The sequence below is a fragment of the Halosolutus amylolyticus genome, from assembly GCF_023566055.1.
Classification (GTDB): Archaea; Halobacteriota; Halobacteria; order Halobacteriales; family Natrialbaceae; genus Halosolutus; species Halosolutus amylolyticus.
The window spans coordinates 628,881-651,544 of record NZ_JALIQP010000002.1 but is presented as its reverse complement, the minus strand read 5'-3'; the positions used below and the strand labels follow the sequence as shown (position 1 = coordinate 651,544).

The window sequence follows — 22,664 nt, the reverse complement described above, 5'->3', positions numbered from 1 at the left end:
CTTACCTCCTGGGCTGTGCCAGCCAGTTATCTACGCTCAAGAGCAGTGTCCAGAGAAGTTCGGCCGCTATGAGGGTAGCTGTCCAAACTGCGAGGACATCGACCAGTGTCCCGTTGAGAGGCAACCCGTTTATTGGAAGAACCGACGTCAACATGTCATTCCAGTGGAGAGCCGTAGCTACAGGGAATCCAGCAAGTAAACCGCACTCGAACAAACCGATTGGAGCTCCTAGAACGAATCCGATCACCTTCAGGAACCCGCACTCTTCGGTGGATCCTGAGTCCGTGTTATCGGTTGACATGGTTTTGTGGCCACCGTCGGCTCGACTTTTCTTCTCTCCGTTTTCCTCAGTCCGAGGTTCTACGGAACCAGCAGAGTCCAGTGATGGAAGCATCATGTCTCGGTTTTCACTGTTTTCCAGCAGACGGTGTTCCTCCTGACTGGCTTGGACTCTGATACGGGTATCAACTGGCCCTTTAACAATTGCCTCACTGAACGGTAGACTATTTCCGGTTCTAAGCTTCCGGAGTTCAACACTTTGCTTTTCGGAAAGTTGGAAGAAGTCGGTGACTTGGCTGGCGACATCTTTCTGCTTGAAGAAGAGGTTGCAGTCGACGTTCCGTAGAATGTTTCTGCCCTCGTTGGACCGTGTGAACTCGTCGGCGTTCTGTGTGACGAGTGTTGCAGCCACGTTTTTATGCCGGGTTTCACGGATCAAGTTGGAGAGAGCCTGAACGCCGTCTTGGTAGATTCTGTTGCCTTTCGTGGTGACACGGTGAGCTTCGTCTATAACCACCAGTGTCTTTCTATCGGTCTTCGAGGCCTGACGATGGATATGTCGTACCGTCTCAGCTAATTTCTCCGTGTTGTCCCGTGAAGGGTCTTCGACCGTGAACCGAACCACGTCATTCCTGTTTCCATTGAAGTCTGCTTGGCTGATGAACACGGTTTCGCCGTCTAGCGCATCAACGATATCGCTGTAGTCGCCTTTCTTCGGGTCGACAATATAGATCTCAAGATCATCATAGGCTATGGCAGACCGAACCAAGGTTAGACCGGTCCAGTAGGTCTTTCCGGAGCCATTCTTACCCATAACGGTGATGTGACTTGCGTCCCAGGAAAACCGGTCCAGAATTACAGGGGCATCGTTCCGATGGTCACCTATCTTAATTCCGCCGGCTTCTATGCTATCCTTAGTACCGAAGGTGAATCCCGTGGCCGCGGAGTCTCCGGGAACGATCTCTGACTCGTCGAATCTACAGCGGTGGAAGGCTGAGATAGCCTTCACGGCTTGGTTAGAATACCGTGGTTCACGGGTCTCCACACGGAGCCTGTTTAGAACGGACTTGACTGCGTCCATGGTTTTATCGGCTTCACTACTTGTTTCGCCACGAGCGACGACATAGATCCCGTGATTGACCAGTGTTTCTCCGCTTGCCTCAGCATCCATCCGTTGCTCTATGCCGTGTTCTTGTTCCCGGAGACTTGCCTGGCGTGACGGCCTCCATGTAGCAGATATCTCTGTTCGTACCCGGGCGAGCATCCGGTCCATCCAACTCCGCTGGTAGTTGGAGACCGGCTTTACGTCTTGGACTACATCTATCAGTCCTGGATTCTTCTGGTTCAATACCTCGGCTATCCATCCGAGCGGTAGCTGACCGGGGTATTCGTCGATGTAGAGCATACGGCAGACCCGTTTCTGGCCATACTCGGTCTCGAACCCCTTCCGGGAGAGTCGTAGCTTACCAAGATAGAGGTTCTCGACGGCGGCCTTCAACTCCGCCCCGGTCAAAGATTCGGCATAGAGGTCACCTGCGGTCAATAGGCCCCGAACTTCTGAGCCCCGTCGTTTCACCTCACGGTGATTTTCAGCCAACGTCTGTCTGGATGACTTTACGATGACATAGTGGTCGGTTGTGACCGTTGATCCATTGGCTCCCAGGTATTCCGACAGATCAACAAGTCGTTGCCGGGAATAGATTTCTACAGGGCAATCAACGCCGTTCAGCAGTTCCGAGACTGTATCGCGATTTGCTCTCCTTTCTGGTTCCGAGGCATAATCTAAGTCATGGGAAGAGACTCGAACAATTCTGAGAACGGTATCATCATCCAAAATAACTGTTCCATCTACGAGTTTCCTTAGCTCTGGACTGGAGACAGTAGGAGCGGTCGTTATCCGCTGGACAGCGTCAATAAGGTAGGCATCGAGGGTTTTGCCACCGAGCTTGAACTCAGTAAGCAAGAACCCGAGAAAGATACCGATGGTGGCTCCGGCAGACTCCGCGAGAAGCCACCCGATGGAAGCCAGGATGCTGATCCGGATAATATCCCAGACCGTGTAGCGATCCAGAAACTTGACTCTCGGATCAATGGACGACGGGAAATCTGCTTTCACCATCAGTCATCACCCCCTCTTCGGTAACGGTTTCCACGGCCTCGTGGGCCGGACTCATCCGACCAATCGCTTTCCTCGTCTTGTCCAGTGTCTCGAGCCTGTTTCCAGCCTGATTTGACACCGCCCCAGGCCTTTCCAGCCCCCCTGTTAACAACACGTGTCATCGGAGCGAACACGATGGCTCCCGCACCCAACAGGATCAACGGCAACCCGAAGAGGAGAGCGATTCCTCCTAAGCCCCAGAGATAGTGCGGAGTCTCAGTGAGTGATCCCATCAACGACAGGGTTAGATCCAGAACCACGACGTTGAGTGGACCGATCAGTAGACAGGCCAGCCAGATACTAATCAGTCTGTCCGCAAACCGTCGGAAAGGAGGCGTCACCGCCATCAACGCAATCAAGGGTGCCATTGCTACACCCAGCATCAGATAGACATCGCGGGCGACGAAGATCATCACGGTGCCCAACAATAGGAAGACATCGATAACCGCGACCAGAAACAGTTCGAAAGATAACCGTGTCAACGCTGCAATCCCTTGATCAGTCGGTGCAAGCGCCTCAGTGGTTAGACGCGACAGCTCAACCGGGTACCGGAGAAGCGAGGGTGCGACTGCTCCAAACGCCACCGCTCCCAGTAGGTAGACCACTGGTCGGACACCATCAACACGGTTCGACATATGCAGTATCCCGATCCAAGCAGCGGCGGCTGATGCCAAGCCCAGCGATACCTGAAACACCTTCTGGTGGAGACTCAGAACAGCGGACTGCTTTACTTCGGGGTAGCTCACGAAGATCCGGATCAACACCTGATTCAGAGTCTCTATCAGTCTTTCCACCATGTCCATCAGGACCGAGACTATGGCTTTCTGAAACTGGCCGCCAATATCGAGACCAATACCTTCATCAGATCCGTCCTGAACTGGCATCGACTCCGAAGTCGTATTATTGACTGCTACCGCAATTCCAGGGACTACAGCCATGATAACCAGCAGAAGGACGACAAGGCTGAGAGCGGTGGGCCGCATCAAACACCGCCCCCACAAAGCACGTTCGTAACGATGGAGACCAGTCCATCACTCAGGATTACGATGGTGAGGCCGACAAATGTGTTAATGAATATTCGGCGTGCTCGTCGCTGATGCTCTGCCGAACCGGTTTGCCAGAGAAACCCGGACACTGTCAGCATCAGGCCCGCAAATGGAATCGCGAAGGTAACTGCGGTGGTCTGAAGATGACGAGTCAACTCGATAAGCTGAACAATCGCTGGCGATACCTCGTTAGAACATTGCGGAGCAGCTTGAGCCGTGTACTGTACGGATAAGCCCAGTACTGCAGGGACTTCACCGATGCTATTCCAACCATGTTTACCGTATCGGATCCAATTTGCCATCGAAATAACAAAGGAAATGGAGGTATGAATGTCATCTAGAATAGGTGTGCAGACAGGTGAAGTCTAAAAATACAGACAAGACTGGGGAAGAAGACGAACCATACCGGGTGGAACTAAAGTATAACTCAGGGACGCACTATGTTCCAGTTCCGGACGCTGCCTTCGAATGTGAAGAGCTTACAGAGCTAAAACAACGGATTCAGCAGTTAGAGGAGACAGAGGGGGATTCAACTGAGAGAATTAAGCTAGAGAGACGGAAGACCTTCTACCCCAAAATTGTCGAAGGAGGTTCAGTTGAAGACAAGCCGGAGCCGAAACTGGACAAGGACCCACCGAATTATATCCGGGTGGACCTTTCGGATAACGGTGAAACACCCTACAGTTTGTCTAAGAACCCTAATTCAGAGGAGTTCAGGTATGCACTCACCTGTCCCTCGGAGTGTCTGACGTTCTATAAAAGCCCCTTGACCGATCTCGACAAAGGAGACGATGTAATGTTAGAAGTCAACCATAGGGGAGACCAGTTGGGAACCAAAAAGAACCATCTTCGGATATACACAGTCGAGGACTACTTTCGCTATCGGTTTCACGAGCGGAGTCAAGCAGGTTCCAACTTGGTTCCACGGTCATTCCCGGTTCTGGGAGGGATATTCTCCAAGTACACTGATCGGCCGGTGGACTGCTCTGGACCACTTGTGGGAGATGAATTCCGACTGGTGGCTTTTGATGCTCACCATCCTGTTTTCGCCGAGCAGTCTGAGAGAGAGTTTAATGAATACACTGTTCCGTCATCAGATCTCTTCTTTAAAATCTGTAGGAATGGCGATCTTCCACGTATGGAAGTAGGAAACTTAGAGATTTGGTGGGATCCACGCAGCGAGAAAAAGAACCATGATCCGTCGATTAAGCTGCTTGAGACCGAGAATTGTACTGAGACATCGGTGATTCTTCCAAAACAGGGGTACTTCCTTGTGAAATCTACTACTCGAGATGGGACACTCAAAACCTGGCTTAGTCGTTCATCACTGGAGCAGGTTCAGGAGAGCAAAGGCTGGGAAAGAAGAGTGAGTGACGGCTGGTACGGATTCTTTCCGGAGGACCGTGATGATGAAGATGGGGTTCGGCTCTATGTCCCTGCTAAAACTATGAGTGAATAGAGAACTCACTGGTTCTCGAGCAACGTTATTTTTTGTACGTTCATCTGAACCGTAGTGTCTGGTAACGGGTTTGAGTACTACTCTCTAGTTTAGATACCGGTGATTGATATGATGGGTTATGACAATGAGGAGCCGTTAGCGGTCTGGGAAGCATTTCTCTTACCGAACTGGCGGTGGGAAGCCTACGAGAAAACAGAGGAAAACCTGTATCTTGGCAGGGTAAGATCTCCTAATACCTATGGCCGGTGGGAGTACGGATCTTTCAGCCGGGAACAACTGGAGACGGCAGGCGCGTACCGTGTTGATATCTCAGTCGACAGTGACAAGAAATTATTCCCGGATGGCGGCTACAAACTAACCCGGGTTGTTGAAACCGAGTTCGAAGCATTCCAAGAATCCGGTGATGGCCTATTCGGGAGATAGCTGAACTACTGGAGTACTCAAAGAGACCGGAAGTGAATGACGGCTATGACCACTATCTTGATCAGACAAGAGACACGGTCTACTGCTGGTTTAACCCGGAAAGCGGGGACACGCTGTACCGGACGGACGGTGCTGAAACAGACCTGTTTTTCCACTCGGTCGGTGAAGCAGAACGATTCCTGAAGCAGGAAGCAGCCCAAGACACCGGAAAGGACTACACCAGGATGTGTCTGTACGAGATCCATGTTCAACGGGTCGAATACGCTGCGAACATCTTGATGGACCAGTCCGAGATCGACGACTTCCAGTAGAATAAACTGAAGAGTCTCAAGTGTAGCCGGGCCTCCACGTATTCACTAAGCCTCTCCGTTCGAACAGTTCCAAAAGGGTGGTAGCCACAGATGTCGATGAATGAACTAGCGGAAGCCGAAGCACTTCTCGAAGAGATATCGTCCTGGTCAGAAGACGAGGTCAAGTCGCTTCCACGGTTCTACCGGGAGGCCGCTGAACAGTACCGTGAACTACTGAACCAAGGCGACACAGAACCCAGGTAAGTCTGCGCTGGACCTACTAACATAGAATCCAGTATGCGGTATCCCGAGTATGAAGAGTTGTTGGCAGAATCACGTCCCGGTACTGCGGCCTATACCCCGCACACCCAGACTGATCTACTCGAGGAAGATGTGGATATAGAGAGACTATTGACCAGGTCACAAAATCAGGAACAGGGACGCATAGAAGCGGAACTCGGTCAGATTGAGAGCCGACTCCAGGACCGGAAAGAACTCCACGATGAATCGGTTGCTGAACTGGAGGATGCTGTTCGCGTTGAGAAGGATCGGCTACAGCGGTTGCAGCACCCTTTCTCTGCGGAGGACCGTGTGACCAGTCAGAAGCGGCGGATACGAGAGCTTGAGCAACAGCTTCAAGAGCTACAGCGAGCATACTGGCAGGACTGTGAACAGCTTCAGCGGGAGAGACGTCGGCTGCAACGGGAACTAACTGAACTCACCGATACCGACCTCTCACTCTTCTTCTGACGGATTATCGCTGTTCCAGTCTACGAGCCGGATTTCCCGGGTTTTGCCTTTCCGTCCCCCGTAGTGGTAGTCTGCCTCGATTAATCTCAGGAGTTCGAGATGGGTCAAGAAATCGCTGGTCCGCCGCTCGCTTAACGGTCTGACATCGGTGTCAGAACACCGTTCGCGGTACGTATCATACACCGTTCCCGAGAGAAGAGTCTCTGATTCGTTCTGTTCCAAGAGTTCAATCGTTTCGTATAACCGCCGATGGTGAGGTGTGAACTCGTCGAGTAACTCAGAGACGTACTCAGCATAACCAGTATACTGAACCTCGTCAACGACGTCGCGAGTAACTGCGTCATCAGTTGCTTCAGCAGCCACCCGTAGCCAGGAGAGACAGATAGCGATGTTCGGGGTTGTTGAGGCAATCCGTGAGAGCGCTGTACGTTCAACTGACTGCGGCTCCAGCGCCCGTCGGGCACGTTCTGAAAGAATCTGTTCTACTTGACTTGGTGTGTACGGGTTCAATGTAAGGACTTGAGGCTGGAACGAACTATAAGTTCGTGCATCCAACTCGGATTCGAGGCTTCGGTGGTTGGCTGAAACCGTTATCACTGCGGTATTTTCCAGCCGGGTGAGGAAGTAGAGCAGATCATCGCCATCATTCAAGAGAAGGAAGTCAACTTCGTCGAGAACGATCACGGTCTCCAAGGTCAGCGTCTGTTCAATCCGGCGCTGGAGACCAGAGACATGATGGCCGGTTCCAACGCGTTCACCGGTCAACTGTTGGAGCAGTCGTTCCAAGACTTTGTACTGGGTGTCGTGTGGCCGTCCTGAGACGTAGCAGGTGGTCACTGTTGAAGGAAACGTTGTAAGAAACTGTTTGACTAGATGGGTTTTCCCGGTCCCACGGGGTCCGTAGATATGGATGTGCTGAAGCCGAGTCTCTGTATCAGCCGCAAACGCTTCTGACAGGGTCTCCTGTTCTGATTCTCTATCGACGAGTTGTGCGGGGAGATACGTTCGAGTCAACGGGTCAGCGGTATCGATAATATCGGTCATAGACTTAGTATTTGGAGGTCAGGACTCACACGGATTTTCGGACACTGGCCTTCAGTTGGGAAAAACATGACCCAAGGGGGATACCCCATGAGAAAACTATTAGCGGTGTATCCATTCGAAAGCCTGTACACTCTCCCACATACGAAATAGTATCCCAGGTTCTGCTTTTGAATACCCACTGACAGACAAACCAAGTGAAGGTGATCCACCAATGTTTGACAACACCTCTACTAGCAGTGGCATCATCTATTCAGAACGCTACCTGAACGGTGAAGCCAGCCTCAAGCCCACGGGTCGCGACAAAGAAATCCATGCGATCCGTGACGGTCTCCGGCCACTGATTAAACGCAATACACCTGAAACCCTGCTTATCCACGGAACGCCCGGAACCGGGAAAACCATGTGTGTCAACCATGTGTTCGACGCACTCGCAACCGAGACCAGTGTGAAAACCATTCAGATCAACTGCTGGCAGTACTCTACTCGTTCCGCGTTACTCACCGAACTACTGATCCAACTCGGATATCCAGCACCACGCAAAGGCAAACCGGTCGACGAACTACTCTCCAAACTCCGTGAATGGCTTCAGAAAAACCGGAGTGTCGCCGTATCGCTTGATGAATTCGACCAGTTGAAAGAAAAGACCGAGGTTGCGTACGACCTCCATATGCTCAGCCAACAAACCGAAAACAAACTTGGACTAATCGTGACATCCAATCTCCCACCGGACGAGATCATGCTTGACTCACGGAGCTGGAGCCGGCTTAACTGCCGAACCATCGAGTTCGAACCCTACACCGCTACCCAGCTTGAAAAGATCCTTCAAGATGCCGTGGAACAGACATTCAAACCCGGAACGGTCAGCAACGAAGTGATTGAGACTATCGCAGAACAGGTCGCAGACAATACAGGTGATTGCCGGCAAGCTTTCGAACAACTGCTTCAGGCCGGACACCGGGCAATGCGGCAAGGCACACGCGAGGTCACAGAACAGGATCTCACCGAAGTAGATGATTGATTGAATTCATACGAAACAGGGTATCCCCTTGGCTACTACTCTCTTCAACCCCACTTCCTCTGGTAGAACGAGGCGATGTACAGATGCAAGAACAAACCTATGCTTTCGACGACTTAGACCAACTATACGAAACCACGGATAAACTACCACAGGTTGAGCGTCACGAGGTCTACGCACATCACGAGGGCGAGGACGTGTGGGAGGAAATCCCGTATAGAGACTCGCTGTGGACGGATGATCTGCGGGCAACCGGCGTGGTCTCCTCCTCGAAAGACTTCTACAACATCATCCAATACGGAGATATCTTGGAGACGATTTGTGATGCTATAGATCGTCATCAAGACAGCTACGATCTTGGTGTCACTGGAACCATCAGTCTATCACCTACTGCACACAAAATGAGTGCTAAAATCGGCTTCACCGGCGACACAACTGTATATGCAGCCGACGATGATCCTATCGAGCTCGGACTACAGATCCAGTCTGGCCACTCCGGCTTCCACGCAGTCAAATACGATGTCGGAGGGATGCGTCAGGTCTGCAGCAACGGAATGATGGCCTTCGACGGACGGCTTCATTTCGAACAGACACACAGCGAGCCATTCCAACCCAGCCTTGCCTACAACGCGGTTGACAGCGTTGTTGAAAGCCCGGAAATCGTCGAGAACCGGATTGAAGAAGCACAGAACCAGACCTTTCTCAACCAGGACGAAGCACTACTGGTCCTACTTGAGAAAGGTCTCGGAGAGTACCTCGAGCAGCCAGTACCCGACCTCCTGAACTCCTTACACGACGAGATCAACGACAAAGACAGTCCGACGCTCTGGGAGACATACAACGCTGCGACACGTGCGCTCACACACTACAGCAAAGATGTTCCCGACTATGAACTCGACACTGGCTTCGAGAAGGCAGCGACCCTCCTGGAAAACGGATACTCGAAACTACCGAATGCCAACAAACTTGGAAAAGAAACGGTAGAGGACCGGGCTGACCAGTTCATCGAAGAACAAGACGAGACAGAGACGTACTGGAATGGGGAAGAAGAAAGCCTCCGGGAACTTATGGCAGAACATCAGACACGGGCCTAAACCCCTGCCTTTTCCTCTTTTTAAGCAGTTGTAACAAGCTCTATCTAAGAAGTGTAAATAATTATGGGTTCGACAAGTCTGTTTGCGTGCTGGTTATGCTGGACCAGTAATCTCCTAAACCATTCCTGCTAATTTCAGTTTTGATTTACAGTCTCTTTCTGTTTGAACCCATTAACTTTCTCCGACAGCGTCTCTTCCCACTGTTTTTTAGGGGACGAACGTCCCTCATTTTCCGATGAGAGCTTCGACTCAATCAAACTCCGAACCGACAATTCCTGCTTGCTAGGAACGAAAGGTATCAACGTTCGGTAGCCGTGTTGATCCATTTTGACCATCGAATGCCAAATTCCACTGAGTTGAGGGACTGATTTGTTCAAACTGTGTCGTCTTTTGTGCAGCTGTTCGAATTCTTCGGCTAGCATATCGATATTTCGACCAGGGTCAGCGATAGCCAGGTTGACAAAGTTCTCGTACTCGTCATGAAGTTCTTGAAGGTCCTGCCCTGCTCTATAGTACCTGATCGACCGGGCCTCCGGTGAGTAAAATGCGTCTATCAATGAGACGATGAGCAACAAAATCGCTAGAACGTCGTCGGTTCCTTGAAGATATCCACTGATCACTGGTAAGTTGAACGTGGCTGATGTGATCACATACAGAAGAACGGCACCAATGATTGCTGTGAGCCCCGTGGAGATCCAACCTGCTTTCGTTGTGATGTGATGGGCCCTATAATACCGACTGTAGGTCTTGTATAACAGATTCTTATCTTTCATCGCCTGTCGGAACAGTAATTCTCGCCTCCGCCAAGAATCATCATCTGTATCAGAATTCATCGTCAAGAGAGTGTACGGTATCAATTGTACAATGGGTGTAAATATTTTTCCAGTTCCAATCCCACAGACCCACTAATGCAACTTCAGGAATCAGAGATAGCATCGAACGAACTCTTACACTCGCTGAAACAACGTGATAGGTGGGCATGTTTCAATGCCGATAAGGAGCCTATTGACCCTGCATCAGGCAGGGCCGTTGATGTACTCAAAACGCAGGAACATCATATGAGTTATCAGGAAGCACAACTTGCGTACGCCGATCACGAAGCTCCAGAAGGAGTCGGCTTTGCCATGGGTCTTGATGACGAACTTGTCCTTATTGATTTAGACGATTGTCTTGACAACGAACTTCGATTCACTAACGACGCCAGCAAGGATATCTTTACCACAGTCAATTCGTACACCGAGGTCTCGGTCGGCGGCCATGGACTCCATATCTTAGCATCAGGTTACAATTTAGAAAGTGAATACGGTCATGCAAAGAACTTCCCGGTTGAACTCTTTGACGGACAGAAATTTTTCACATTCACTGGTCGTCACATCAAGAGCCCCCACGATGTGCAGGAGCGGGCAAGCGAACTCGCCACCATACACAGACGATACAGCCCATGGGTTTCGTATAAAGAATGGCTACGACAGAAAGATAGATGAGGGCAGTACTCGACGAAATCACTACTACCGTGTACCGTCTAGTTCTTTTCCCTTAGTAGGAAGGGAATGAATAGGACAAGTTAATGAGAAGTGCGGGAATTTATTAACTAAGAATGGATTCACGGCTTCTTCCTGACGGTGACCCACAGACGGTTCTCCAAGATCAATTGCTTCCACAACTGCGGCCAACCACTAAGGATGCATCATATCTCGACCGACTCTCTGTAGAGCACCTCACAGATTTTACCTACCGCCGCGGCGTCCGTACTGACGAAGTTGGTGATGGAAATTGTCTCGTCCCGCGCCCGGTTGGTGGGTTCGACGATGCAATGTTCAAAAACCCGTCTGCCCACCGTGTCCACGTTCTTGTCGAACGCGACAGTCTTGACGCTGAGTTAACCGTCGCTATCGACGGATTCGTCGGTGCATATCTGGATGTTGATTACAGTTCGCCGTATCAACTAACAGAGAATCACTTGCCAACGCTCATGATTGGTGGGGAACCACACAACATGTATACCGCGGAGCGACCGTTTGCGACCACAGCGATTCCCGTTCAGTTCGAAGCTGGGCCAGAATCCATCCCCATTTCGAACGATACAGACTACGAAGAAACGATCACGATCGCAGGAACCCAGACGCAGGCTGCAGTCATCAACCCAAACCGAGATGCTCAGGAGAGACGTGCGCTTGATCGCACGGGTGCAACCGATGATAATCTCTCAGAATTGAGTGGAGATACTGCCGAGATTAATTATAATCGGCCGACACTAACACTGAGTCTCACAGTATCGGTGAACGAAGATCTCGGGGGTTTGACGCCGGCGGGCGATTCCGATGACTACGTCCGGCTCACAGTGACGATGAGGAACGAGACATATGTGGACGAAAACGACCAGTCAGGGTGGGCCGAACGGCGCGTCTTCTATCCATCAATGGAACTCGAATTCGACGAAATGGTCGTTGATTTTCCGAGTCAACAGCACGACGTGAAACTACAGTCGGCACTGTCTGCAGAAGATAATTCCCGTGACGTAAGTGAAGAGAACCGGTATCGGCAACAGGACTGCTACCTCACACGGACCGTCGAATCATTCGAGACACGGTTGGAGACAAGAGATGTGCCACAAGCAGGCGAGCGGTTCAGAACGACATCATTCGGGGTGTACGATTACGTCGAAGAGGAACCGGTCACCTCGGGTTACCGGCTGGACCAGTTAGTCTGTATGGACAATGATGAGCTGCTCGAAGCTGCTCCTGTGCTAGCCCAAGAGGCGACGGCCGCTCGTGAACACGAGACCCTGCTCCGAAATCTTCGGGGAGTTCTATTGGCACTTCGACACTACCTTGGTGACCTGCCTCCCATCGAGAGCGACGAGTACGAATCAGGGCGTACCGCAGCCGACGAACCAACACTTCACAAATTCCAGTGGGACGCAATCCAAGAAAGGGCACTTGCACTCCTTGATGATGAGACGTCACCAGTCGTCGTTCAGGCACCGACCTCTGCTGGGAAGACCATCGTTTACTACGGTTCAACGCTGTTGACAATCCTCGAGCGAGATACACGCGCCGCATTCCCGTTTCCGACGCGGATGCTAACCGAAGACAAACTAGAGGAAGTGATCGAACTCGCTACAAAATACAAGCGATACGTCCAAGGACAACACCATTCCAATGCAGGGAGTTCGATGCCCGATCAAGAGTTCTCTGTGGGGGTCGCAATCGGGCGGCAGTATGATGAGACCGGTGAGCGGACATACTTGGATGCCGATGATCTCGTTGGGTATATTGGGAGCTGTGATTGCTGTGGCTCCGAGTTGGACACAGAGTGTCAGGATTGTGACTCCAGACACTGTCTCGACACGATGGACAATCACCTACAGTTCCCCGTCTGCACCAACTCTGAGTGCGGGTTCCTATACGACTTCGTATACGACGTGGAGCGAACCCAACAGTATCTGCCGAGTTTGACCGTCGGAACGCCGGAGAAGTTCTTCACGATGCCGACCGTAGAGTCGAATACGCACCACTCAACCTTCTCCACGTTGCCGTTCTATGGCGCTCCATACAGTAAATGCGAGAACTGCGGAAGAGCACTCACTGATATGAACAATTATCGAGTGCTCAACGACCGGGATGGACTGGTGTGTTTCGTTTGTAACACCAACGATCGTGTCACCACTCCATGGAACGGGGTGGATTGGAAGGTGAGTGAATCGGATCGCGAGGGTGCCGAGCACTCACCAATCGGTCACATCGTGCTAGATGAGACGCACATGTACACTGGCCAGTTCGGAATCTCCATTTCGATCATTCTCCGCTTTTTCGAAGTACTGGCTTCGCGTCTACGGTCTGGTGAGACTCGGGACCGAGATAGCCATGCCATCTCAGTCGACTCAGGGACAGCGACGATCAGTAACAAATTCGAACACATCTCGCGGTTACTACGCGCCTCCGAAGACGAGATAGTTGCCGTCCCAGACAGTGGTGAACATGGCGACTACTTTAGTATGGTAGAGAACCGTGTTCGCTATCGAATCCTCGCAGGGACACCGGTCGCAACGTCGAACAGAGGGTCATTCCGGGAAGCGATCGTACAACTGTATGATGACTTCCACAATACGACGTCTGGAACGGAGTTCCGCAATGATTTCGAGGAAGCGATCCGAGACGCCCGTGTCGATGCTGATATCAGTCACTACGAACAGATTCTGGGCTATCTTCACCGGAAATCGGACGGGTATTCGCTACGGGAGTCTATCGGGGACCGAGCGGATCAGATCAGTGACGGAGGCCTGAGTGATCTACAGTTTATTTCCGGCGAGTCGTCAAAATCTGCCCTTCGAAAATCAATGGGGATGGGGAGTGAAGCGGCAGACCCGGTAGTGCTAGCGAACTTGGTGGTGTCACTGGGTATCGACATCCCGGAGCTCAATAACCTACTCTTGTTCGGTGCGCCCCGAAGCATGTCGGAGCAGATGCAGACCATTGGACGAACAGGACGAAAAGATGCAGCTGGCCACGCAGCTATCCATCTGTATCCTGGAAAGCCACGCGACATGCAGATCGAACGGAAATTTCACCAGTTACTTGGGAACGTTGACGACTACTACGACACTGCCGCAATTCATCCAACAAATCCATACTTGGCGCGTATTCTCTTCGAATTCTTGCTCGGGCCGTTTCTGACGATAGAATACGCGATTCGCGAGCAGGCGTTCGACTATGATAATCCGCACGACATCCAAGACTTAGTCAAAATGTTCGACGAACACGACCGGCCATTACAGAACCCTCATGCACAGGAACTGTATGCTGACATGCGCAGCATTTTCTGTCCTCCCGACGTTCAACTTGACAGTCAGATTCTAGACGTTATTGATGAACAGGTAACAGATCAGTTGTTTGATTTTATCGGGACCAGAGAGCATGAGAGTAAATGGTTTGAGGCTGCGACCCAGGCCCGCGTAAATAATAGATCCATGAACATCAACGAGTGGTTCTCTGAATACTTCGAAGACAAAGATCTCGAACTCCGGGGAACCTCGGACGAACAGGTCGGGACAAAGATTGAGTGGAAGCTGCCCTCGGAGGTGAACGAGTAATGTCACGGTTATCGCAATATCAGGTCCTACTGACGGCGTATCCTGGGAGAGTCCGTTCCGAAGATGGTCACCGAGTGCAAGTGCAGACCATTCGTGAAAACAAAGAACCAACTGATCTTGGTCCATTCGCTGACCGACTCGCGACCGTTATTACCAACTTGGACACCGAGTTTTACTCGTACACAGCCGACGCGAGCAACCGACAGCAGGCGGCATACGAACAGCGAGACACGGACGAAGCTGTGGCTGACGAACCGGTCACAGATGATATGCCAGACGCATTCCGCCGCTACGCCGAACGCTCAAGCGCGACCAATAATACGAATAGCGCCGGCGATACCAACGAAACGACACGTTCGTACGATTTTTCGCCTAGCGATATCGAATTAGCGGAGTTATGTGAGGACTCAGAAGTTATTAGTGTCCCATTCCCGCGAGTGTATCGGTGCACTGATCCGTCGTGTAATCATTTCGGAGTCGAGAGTCCGGATGCGATGAAACGATCCGTCGACTGTCCCCACAGCCCACGTCATCAGATGCGCCGGTTCCCGTACTTGTTTGTCTGTCCACGATGTGCACACATTGAACAGGCGAGTCCACACCAATGGATGCAAGAATCCATTGACGGGCCAGGGCCGAGCGTGGTGATCAGCAAGGAAGACACTAGAGACCGCATTGCCTGTCCAGAGAACAATTGTAGTGGTCACCTGCACGTCAATCTTGGTGATCGGCTTGCCGGCGTTCGGTTCTTTTGCTCGGAGAGTCGCAACCACAATGACCAGTTCTATGGGCAGTGTCCGACCTGTCACAAACCAGCTGCTGACGGCGAAGAAGAAGTCCTCTCTGAGATGCGGCCGAAGACTATCGACGCTAAACACACGCAACCGCTTATCCTCGAGGACATCGTGAGTAACGACGGGACGGGAACAAGCCTAGAAGCACTCTACGAAGCGAGCGAGATAAACCAGGCTGACGACGATACGTATCACTGGAACCTCGACACAATCACGCCTGGCAGTCAGGCCATCTTCTACGATACGTTCAGTCTAAACGATGTCTTCACAGTTTCTGATGTCAGTTCCGTGTCCGCAGTGTATGGGTATGAATCAAACGTCGACTCACGTGGAACCGACCTCGAGACACACGGTCGGTTAGCTCGTAGCTTTAGTTCGAGCGATTCAGACCGAGAACGTACAGCCTACCTTACCCGACGCGAGGGACGTGGCATCGTCTTCGACCTCCGGACCGATGTCTTGGCAGATGTCGTGAGTAATGGCGATGCCGAGTACGAGGCAATCGCAGCACGGGAACTGACACAGTTGAACGATTTTGACACAGACGAAATTGCAGATGGTGAGACTGGGTTACGACTTACTCCACTCCTTCATGCTTACCAGCACGCCTTGTACCAAGCAGCCATTGAGGAGACAGGTCTTGAGGACTTCCTCGCCGCGAAGGTACTCATCGAAGAAGGTGCGATCGTTCTCGTCGAACAACGAGACGTAGGCGCGGGTGGACTGAGTCAAATCACGATGAACAAGACAGGCAGCGTACTCCTACGGACATTACAGCGGACTGAAGAGATACTCAGCGACTGTTCCCGTGATTGTACTGACGCCTGCCTTTCATGTGTGTTCACTGATGACGCTCGGTGTCATCCGTTTGTCTCACGAGAGGTCGAAGGATACGTTCCTGCAAATAGCCTTCTTGACCGGCACCTCGCAGCGGAGGTGATCCGTCGTGCGTGAGGACGACATCTACCTCTGGATTCACGAGAGGTTGCGTACCACCGGTAAGGTGTCGCTCGACGGGATTCCAGACCAGTACGATGACCCGGATGTCCGAAACTTTGTGAGAGAATACCTCGACGCTCTCGTACGGAGAGACATCGTCGCCGGGCACAGCGACGGCCAATTCAAACTCGAGGATCCAGAAGCGGAACGGGAAGCCTATTACCAGGTGTTAGAATCCGAAACGCTTCCAGGAGGGAGGGGAGTGACAGACGAAACGTACCAACCGGTTGTGAGTATCCCCACCAAACATCAGGAAGAGTGGAAAGACTATGCGGAACACCAGAACATCAATTCGGGGGTCTGGTTAGAGAACGCACTCGCCGAAGTGTTCGAGACAGCCGATTCAACACTCCGATTAGTAGTACCATTCTTCGAACTTGATGGATTACTTCGCTTAGAAGACGAGTTCCATCAGGCAGCTTCGTCGGGAGTGAATATAAAATTCCTGACGAGAGAACTCTTACGACCAGCAGACGACTTCGGCCACAACCGAGGTCGAAAGGCTATTCTAGAACTTATGGATCGGTTCGAATCGGTCGCCTCCTCTGAGAGTTCACTCTCCGTGTATGATTTCTATCACGCGATTGGAGGAAAACAGCCGAAGCTGGACCGAAGCATTCATGCGAAAATGATAATTGCGGACAATCAACTTGCGTACGTCGGAAGTGGTGAGTTACGCAATAGCTCTATGATGCTTAATGGCGAAGCGGGATATCTGACGCGCAGCCAAACAGACATTGAGACGTGGACCGGTTTCTTCGATTTCTTCGAAGCCAAGGCAGACGCTGTGACACGTGAAATTCTTGAGGAGTCAGTAGAATAGTAGCGACGGGAGTAGCGGGGCGGTATAATTTTTCAACGCTGTCCCATTGTGACACGATCAAAAGCTCGAGCTGATAGAAGATTATCGGCCTAATTTCCATAAAGTAGTAACTTTGCCGTGCGTTTCACAGAGTACCCCAGATAAAGAAACAGAATTACCATCGACCGGTAAGGGAAACAGAGTGTCCACAATTATATTCGAACTTGTCTCTCAAGCGTTAACGTATGGCCACTGACTCTCGCTCGAGAAATCGGATGTCCTTCCTTAAAGTACTTGAGAAAGAGGAGCTCTCGGATCCACGTATCCGGCGTCTCGTACTGTTCAACACCCTTGCACCGGAGCCGCTTCAGAAACACGGACGCCAAGCACTGGCAGCCACGTTAGCACAGAACCGCGCATACCCGTTCAAACCTCCGGTTACAGCAGGCACTCCTACTTCAGAGGGACTCAGTATCGGGACAACCGGTTCGAAACATGCCTACGGCCTCGATGAATCACTGCTCTCGAAACACCTCCTGGCCATCGGCCAGTCAGGTTCCGGAAAAACCACATTGTTCTATAACCTTCTCTCCCAGTTAGACGTCCCGTTCTGGTGCTTCGATCTCAAACAGGACTACCGCCACCTCACCCAAGAAAGAGACGACATACTGGTTTTACCGTGGACAGAACTCAAGTTGAATCCGTTAGTCCCACCACCTGATGTCCAACCTCGGCGATGGGCACAGGTCGTCAGCGAGATCTTCGGCCACGCTACCGCCCTCCTGTCCGGATCAAAAAACCATCTCTTAAAATCCATTCTCAAACTGTACCGTCTGTACGGGCTCTTCGATGAGAACTCGCCGCCGTATCCCAGCTTCCATGAACTCGAGCAGTTCCTCACCTCCGACTACATTAACTACGTGCGGAAAACCTCGAACTACCGGGACACAGTCCTCAACCGTATAGAAGCGATGAACCTCGGAGCCGGAACCATCTTCGACTGTAGCCAGGGCTATCCACTCGCTGAACTCCTCGAACGGAACGTCGTGTTCGAGTTTGACGGATTAAGTCGTGACACGCAGAACTTTCTGATGGAGATTATCCTCGCGGCTGTCTACGAATACCGACTAGCCCAGTCCCACCGTTCAGACGATCTCAACCATGTGTTCGTCCTTGACGAGGCAAAGCAAGTATTCAGCGTCTACAAAGAAAGGCAGGATGAAGCAGGTATCCCGGCCGTCGACGAACTGACGGCGAAAATGAGGGAGTTCGGGGAAGGACTGATCGTAGCAGATCAGGAGGCTTCGAAATTGACCGATTCAATCAAAGCAAACACGTACACCAAGATCCTTCTCTCTACCGGCGACCGGAAACAGTTCCACGCGGTTGCGGAGTCAATGAACCTTACTCAGCGGCAAGCCAATGCCGCTAAAGACCTCGATATCGGGGAAGCAGTCGTACAGGTCGGAAACAGCGATCCGGCCAGAGTAACGCTTGACGAGTACCAGTTGGCGAAAACGGTTACGGACCCGGATCTACAGAGGAATCAAGGCCAACTCTGGAACTCACTGACGGCTGAGCCACGCAAGCAGCCACCACGGTTCTCAGAAACCGTCCAGTCCGAGAACACCGACTCCGAGGAAACCTCGGTAATCGACGACCCGCCATCCAAAGTCACGGTCTCCGACGAAGCGGAACACCTCCTGAAAGGGGTGGTGGAAAAACCGTTCATTCCGTTGACCAAGCGGTATGACCGCTTTTCAAGTCGGTACAAGGGTAATAAGGCTAAGACCGAACTGGTAGAGACAGGATTAGTCACAGAACATTCGACCCATACAGAAACCGGTGCTCGGAAACTGCTTGAGCTGACGGACAGAGGCCGTACTCACGTCAAGGATACGTTGGATCTCGATCCAAGCCACGAAGGTCGTGGCGGTGTTGTCCACAGGTACTGGCAACACAAGGTGAAAAACGCCTTCGAAGAAGCGGGGTGGGCCACAACTCTCGAACTCTTCGATGCAGATGTCTATGTCAATACTGGCCAATCCGAAGTCGCTATCGAGGTTGCTATGGAAAACACCCCGCGAGAGCGGGAACACGTCGAGAAACACCTCGAATACGGGTTCGATGTGATCTGGGTTGTATGCAAAACAGAGAACATCCTGGACGGGTTGAAACGACGGTTCGACGATGCAGGGATTGATACGGATCAGGTCGTCTTTCACTTGGTACGGGACGTTTCCGATGCCCTCGACGAATGGCCATAGAGTCGCCGTATCAAACGGTATAACGTCTTGTTCTGGCATCATCTACTGCAGACTATTCTCTGTAATCTGCCACCCAGTACACCAGAAACGGTTGGAACAAGAAGGATGTGGGAAAGGCGACCTAGTTCGGCCACTTCGGCAGAAAACCATGCCAAAGAATCCTGCTCAGTAGGGTCTTAGGGGTATTCGGCAAGACGGAACATAGTGTCTGGTAACTCGCTTGCCTGAGAAGGATACCAGTCGCACGTCACTAAGAGCAAATGCACCTGCCAGTTCCGATGCGTGATAGAGCACATAAAATGGGTATCCGATCGTACGATGGCTGCGCGAGTCACCAGACGGTGTCGACAGCACCGCAGAACAACAGATGAAATATACAGGGATCTGCAGTAGTGCTTAAAACTATTGCTCGAGAGGATAAAGATGAAACCCAATCGAAACGAGGAGAAATAGTGGACCGAGACCACGCTCCGAACCGTTAGTTCAGAGCCCCGAGAGGGCGTCGGACACACAGTTCACTGCCTACCAACCGAACTCCGGTAAAAGACGGTCAATAGAAGCGTGGCCTCACCGACACCTCATCTCTATTACCACGTGAACCTACACCATGAGCACAACCGATTACGTCGATATCGATCGAACCCTTCAAAACCTAACAGAAAGCGAACTCCAAGCAGAGAACATCGACGCGATACAATCGTTCGTCGATCACTGCGCCGCCGAAGGCATCAGTGAAGTCCGACAGACCCGGCTCGTCTCCGCCTTCAAGACACTGCTTAAGAACTTCGCGCCCGACGAGTTCATACTCCGTACCGCGAATGAAGACGACCTCAAGCAATTAGTCGCTGGCCTCAATCGGAGTGACTACGCAGACGCCACGAAGTACACGCTCAAGAGCGCGCTCAAGAAATTCTACAAAGTCGAGAACGGCGGACGCGAACATCCAGAGAAAGTCCAGTTCTTTAGTCTGGCTGGCGGCAAACAGACACAGGTCACACGAGAGGACCTCTTCACGGCCGACGAACTCAAACGACTCTACCAGGCGTTCACCAACACGCGTGACCGTGCATTCACCAAAATCCTATACGAGTCCGCAGCACGACCAGGCGAACTCCTTGCGACGAACATCTGTGACTTCACTAGCACCGAACACGGCGACTTCATCTTCCTCGAAGGTCTCAAAGGCACACCAGATCGAACCAACCAGCTCGTTCGCGCCGGACGAACAGTCAGAGAGTGGCTCGCCCAACACCCATTTGGCGGCGAACTCGGAGACATCAAAGATCTATCGGCTCCGCTCTGGGTGAAGACTGAACAGCAACAATGCCACCACTGCGGAAACACACCACAGAGTCACCCTGAAGACTGCGGCTACGAACCCGACCGCAGCGATCGACTGCCATATGATGCCTTTCTCCGCCGATTCAAACATGCATGTGAAAAGGCCGAGGTCCCAGAGAACAAACGTCGACCGTACAACTTGCGCCACACCCGTCTGACAGAGGTCGCGACGTTCATGGGATACGAGCAACTGAACAAGTTCGCTGGCTGGAAACCCGGGAGTAATCGTGCGAAGGTCTACGTACACCTCAACAACGACGACGTCAACCAAGCCATCAGAGATGAATACGGGCTCAGTGGCGAAGAAGACGAGAACCAACCTGTAAACTGCAGTTTCTGTGGTACTGAGAACCAGCCAAAAGAAACCGAATGCCGGACATGCGGACGACCATTGTCCCTCGAGAAACAGTCGACACAGAAGGAGAAACACCAGATCCTCGAACGGCTCGCAGAACTCGAGGAGAAAGGAATACTCGACCAATTGGACGCGTTCACACAGTCAAACGAAGAAGAGTAAACTAAGTTCCCTGACGCTGAATTAGAGGTAACAACTGTAACACGGCCTCTCGTTATTTATAACTCTGCTGCACTGCCAACTAGTGTACAAATAACAGTGCTGTGGATGGACGAACGGTCGAGCCAGTTGACGTGAACGCCGTAGACTCTACGGAAACCGATCAGAAGTGACGGAAGTATATCAAAATCTGCACTACCAGATAACACAGGTAGGGTGCTGAACAAATAAGTCTCGATGAATCAGGGGTACTGTCCGAGTAGAACAATCAGGTGACCGGAATGGGAATCAATGATGAGAACAGAATTGTGGAAACATACGAGCTACGGCTCTCAGCAGATGAACTGCTCGAACTCGAGTCGGTCATCCGGGCGGACTGGAATGCCTTGTCTGAGCCGTGTCCCAAGTGCCAGGGCACTGAGTTCGATCACCTGCGGTATGAGGGCGGGCACTACGGCCACCACGAGGACGGAGTGGTCCAACGCACCGATTATTGGGACCAGAAGGGGAGTCTGTACACCGCATGCAAATCCTGTGATGAGGTACTGTACAAGCATCCTGCGTATGATCTGTTGGAGCAGTGGAGTGACCACTACGTGAAATAGTAGGGGCTTTAACTAGTTGGAAACTGGAAATCACCGCTGACGGATGATATCAGAAAATCTCAAATCGGTGCCAGCCGGGACTGCTGGAGTCTACTGCATGTTCGATCTTGACGGGAAGCCGGCTTATGCCGGGCAGACCTGTAATCTTCGAAATCGGCTTCGACAACACTTTATCCGCCAGGATTCTAGTGTCGTGAGTTATGGGCGGTTAGACATCTGGGATATCGCCTACGTGGACTGGTGGGAAACAACCGACACGGATCGCGCCGAACGAAAGGTCCTCTCCACGCACACGCCGTACCTCAACTTTGACGCCGAGATCGCCGCACCACAGGGGTCGGTCGCCCTCGATCTTGACCGGCCGGACGGCACGCTTGAACTGGTATCTGATGAAGAGCGGGCGTTCCGGGCCGATCCATACAACCGGTCAAAGCAGAAACTGGAGCACCTGCTGCGGATGGTCGACACGATCAAACTGGCCGGCCACAGCGAGGCCACCAAGAAAACGTTGTATGTCCATCAGCGTATTTTCCACGAGAACGTGTCCGAGTTCCTCGAAGTGGATCCCGAAGAGGCTTCTTCTACTCTTTCCGACTGGACCGAATAGCCCAGAACACGACCCGTTCTGTGGCCGGTGCTCCACTGCCAACACCGTGAGTAGTAAACAGAGGTTCGCAGCTCTGATGGGGGTG

Annotated in this window: 20 protein-coding genes; 15 read left to right on the top strand and 5 right to left on the bottom strand. The window is 51.9% G+C overall.

Features of this window, described 5'->3' with window-relative positions:
• Nucleotide 1: 1 nt before the first annotated feature.
• The 3 genes from MUN73_RS09660 to MUN73_RS09650 all read right to left on the bottom strand — a co-directional run bounded on the left by MUN73_RS09660 (nt 2) and on the right by MUN73_RS09650 (nt 3,785).
• Nucleotides 2–2,398: an ATP-binding protein gene (locus tag MUN73_RS09660; protein ID WP_250140253.1), complete on the bottom strand. Its 2,397-nt coding sequence runs from the start codon at nt 2,396–2,398 to the stop codon at nt 2–4.
• On the bottom strand, nt 2,398–3,321 hold the full coding sequence (locus tag MUN73_RS09655) for a TrbL/VirB6 family protein (protein ID WP_250140252.1): 924 nt from the start codon (nt 3,319–3,321) through the stop codon (nt 2,398–2,400). Before MUN73_RS09655 ends, MUN73_RS09660 begins: the two co-directional genes overlap by 1 nt.
• A 98-nt stretch (nt 3,322–3,419) precedes the next feature.
• Nucleotides 3,420–3,785: a hypothetical protein gene (locus tag MUN73_RS09650; protein ID WP_250140251.1), complete on the bottom strand. Its 366-nt coding sequence runs from the start codon at nt 3,783–3,785 to the stop codon at nt 3,420–3,422.
• 56 nt (nt 3,786–3,841) lie between these two features.
• On the opposite strand from MUN73_RS09650, the gene MUN73_RS09645 reads away from it, so the two are divergent.
• From MUN73_RS09645 to MUN73_RS09625, 5 genes are all read left to right on the top strand, one after another.
• Nucleotides 3,842–4,942 carry a hypothetical protein gene (locus MUN73_RS09645; RefSeq protein ID WP_250140250.1) on the top strand — a complete coding sequence of 367 codons (1,101 nt, stop codon included), beginning with the start codon at nt 3,842–3,844 and terminating at the stop codon, nt 4,940–4,942.
• 108 nt (nt 4,943–5,050) lie between these two features.
• Entirely contained in the window at nt 5,051–5,365 is a 315-nt protein-coding gene (locus MUN73_RS09640) for a hypothetical protein (RefSeq protein ID WP_250140249.1), read from the top strand.
• Nucleotides 5,366–5,397: 32 nt separating this feature from the next.
• Complete coding sequence (locus MUN73_RS09635; protein ID WP_250140248.1) at nt 5,398–5,676, top strand: hypothetical protein; 279 nt, start codon at nt 5,398–5,400, stop codon at nt 5,674–5,676.
• Between the two features lie 90 nt (nt 5,677–5,766).
• On the top strand, nt 5,767–5,919 hold the full coding sequence (locus tag MUN73_RS09630; RefSeq protein WP_250140247.1) for a hypothetical protein: 153 nt from the start codon (nt 5,767–5,769) through the stop codon (nt 5,917–5,919).
• Between the two features lie 33 nt (nt 5,920–5,952).
• Nucleotides 5,953–6,405 carry a DUF8104 domain-containing protein gene (locus MUN73_RS09625; protein WP_250140246.1) on the top strand — a complete coding sequence of 151 codons (453 nt, stop codon included), beginning with the start codon at nt 5,953–5,955 and terminating at the stop codon, nt 6,403–6,405.
• Here the strand turns inward: MUN73_RS09625 and MUN73_RS09620 are convergent.
• Nucleotides 6,391–7,449 carry a Cdc6/Cdc18 family protein gene (locus MUN73_RS09620; protein ID WP_250140245.1) on the bottom strand — a complete coding sequence of 353 codons (1,059 nt, stop codon included), beginning with the start codon at nt 7,447–7,449 and terminating at the stop codon, nt 6,391–6,393. The two genes, MUN73_RS09625 and MUN73_RS09620, sit on opposite strands and share 15 nt — an antisense overlap.
• A gap of 211 nt (nt 7,450–7,660) precedes the next feature.
• Between MUN73_RS09620 and MUN73_RS09615 the strand changes: the two genes are divergently transcribed.
• Together MUN73_RS09615 and MUN73_RS09610 are read left to right on the top strand one after the other, a co-directional pair.
• Complete coding sequence (locus MUN73_RS09615; RefSeq protein WP_250140244.1) at nt 7,661–8,467, top strand: Cdc6/Cdc18 family protein; 807 nt, start codon at nt 7,661–7,663, stop codon at nt 8,465–8,467.
• An 83-nt stretch (nt 8,468–8,550) separates the two neighbouring features.
• Complete coding sequence (locus tag MUN73_RS09610; protein ID WP_250140243.1) at nt 8,551–9,558, top strand: DUF932 domain-containing protein; 1,008 nt, start codon at nt 8,551–8,553, stop codon at nt 9,556–9,558.
• 134 nt (nt 9,559–9,692) lie between these two features.
• On the opposite strand, the gene MUN73_RS09605 is transcribed toward MUN73_RS09610, so the two are convergent.
• Nucleotides 9,693–10,391, bottom strand: a complete 699-nt coding sequence (locus MUN73_RS09605) for a hypothetical protein (protein WP_250140242.1) — start codon at nt 10,389–10,391, stop codon at nt 9,693–9,695.
• 75 nt (nt 10,392–10,466) lie between these two features.
• Here MUN73_RS09605 and MUN73_RS09600 point away from each other — a divergent pair, with 75 nt between their 5' ends.
• From MUN73_RS09600 to MUN73_RS09565, 8 genes are all read left to right on the top strand, one after another.
• Nucleotides 10,467–11,042, top strand: a complete 576-nt coding sequence (locus MUN73_RS09600; RefSeq protein WP_250140241.1) for a hypothetical protein — start codon at nt 10,467–10,469, stop codon at nt 11,040–11,042.
• A 113-nt stretch (nt 11,043–11,155) separates the two neighbouring features.
• Nucleotides 11,156–14,650: a DEAD/DEAH box helicase gene (locus MUN73_RS09595; protein ID WP_250140240.1), complete on the top strand. Its 3,495-nt coding sequence runs from the start codon at nt 11,156–11,158 to the stop codon at nt 14,648–14,650.
• 608 nt (nt 14,651–15,258) lie between these two features.
• A complete protein-coding gene (locus MUN73_RS09590; protein WP_250140239.1) occupies nt 15,259–16,398 on the top strand; it encodes a hypothetical protein in 1,140 nt (379 codons plus the stop codon).
• Nucleotides 16,391–17,266: a phospholipase D-like domain-containing protein gene (locus tag MUN73_RS09585; protein ID WP_250140238.1), complete on the top strand. Its 876-nt coding sequence runs from the start codon at nt 16,391–16,393 to the stop codon at nt 17,264–17,266. The genes MUN73_RS09590 and MUN73_RS09585 overlap by 8 nt, the downstream gene beginning before the upstream one ends.
• A 254-nt stretch (nt 17,267–17,520) precedes the next feature.
• Complete coding sequence (locus MUN73_RS09580; protein ID WP_250140237.1) at nt 17,521–19,512, top strand: serine-rich family protein; 1,992 nt, start codon at nt 17,521–17,523, stop codon at nt 19,510–19,512.
• Between the two features lie 607 nt (nt 19,513–20,119).
• Nucleotides 20,120–21,370 (top strand): tyrosine-type recombinase/integrase, encoded by a 1,251-nt coding sequence (locus tag MUN73_RS09575; RefSeq protein ID WP_250140236.1) that lies wholly within the window; start codon nt 20,120–20,122, stop codon nt 21,368–21,370.
• Nucleotides 21,371–21,648: 278 nt separating this feature from the next.
• Nucleotides 21,649–21,972, top strand: a complete 324-nt coding sequence (locus tag MUN73_RS09570) for a hypothetical protein (protein WP_250140235.1) — start codon at nt 21,649–21,651, stop codon at nt 21,970–21,972.
• 97 nt (nt 21,973–22,069) lie between these two features.
• Entirely contained in the window at nt 22,070–22,579 is a 510-nt protein-coding gene (locus tag MUN73_RS09565; protein WP_250140234.1) for a GIY-YIG nuclease family protein, read from the top strand.
• The last annotated feature ends 85 nt before the right edge of the window (nt 22,580–22,664 follow it).